This is a genomic window from Chromobacterium aquaticum (assembly GCF_021129195.1).
Lineage (GTDB): Bacteria > Pseudomonadota > Gammaproteobacteria > Burkholderiales > Chromobacteriaceae > Chromobacterium > Chromobacterium aquaticum.
In genome coordinates, this window is sequence record NZ_JAJOHW010000292.1 from 1 (window position 1) to 752 (window position 752).

At 74.1% G+C, this 752-nt stretch carries 1 protein-coding gene; it reads right to left on the reverse strand.

All coding sequences use genetic code 11. The features are described 5' to 3' along the window. A partial coding sequence (locus tag LQT98_RS23870) for a phosphotransferase family protein (RefSeq protein ID WP_231465739.1) occupies positions 1 to 752 on the reverse strand: 752 nt, incomplete at both ends.

Sequence of the window (752 nt, forward strand, 5' to 3'; positions counted from 1 at the left end):
ATCACCGCCAGCCGCAGCAGGCCGTAGGCGTACCAGTAGGCGGGTTCCGTCACCTCGCGTCCGGCGGCGGCGGCGTACAGATCCACCAGCGCCGCGCGCGTCGGCGCGCCCGGTGCGCAGCTTGGCCCGGGCGCGTCCAGCCGCAGCAGCGACGAATCCCGGCCCTCTATCCAGTAAGCGAGCGCGGCGCCGAGATCGGCCAGCGGATGGCCGACCGCGGCCAGTTCCCAATCGACGACGCCCACCAGCCGCGCCGGATCGCCTGGGTCGACGAGGATGTTGTCCAGCTTGTAGTCGTTGTGCAGCCAGGCGGCGGGCGCGGTCTGCGGCATCCGCTCGCTCAGCCAGTCGGCCACCGCCCGGAAGTCGGCGTCGGCCGCCGCGCCCGCCTCCTCCGCGTTCCAGCGCCGCCGCCATTCGCTCAGGATGCGGCGCAGATAGTCGGGGGGCCGGTCGGCCGGCGCGACCTCCAGCGCATGCAGGCTCGCCAGCGTCTCGATGAAGTTTTCCGCGAGCCGGCGCACGGTGTCGGGGCCGAGCGCTCCGCAGGCGGCCGGCGCGACGCCGTCCAGCTTTTCAACCAGCAGCAGCGCGGCGTCGCCGTCCTCGTCCACCGCCAGCGGCCTGGGCGCCAGCCGGAACTGGCCGGACAGCCGCTCCAGCAACGCGTAGCGGCGTCTCGCCTCGCGCGCGCCGCCCTCCGGCAGCCAGTAGGCGATGAGCTCGCTGTCGCCGCCCTGCACCAGGAACAC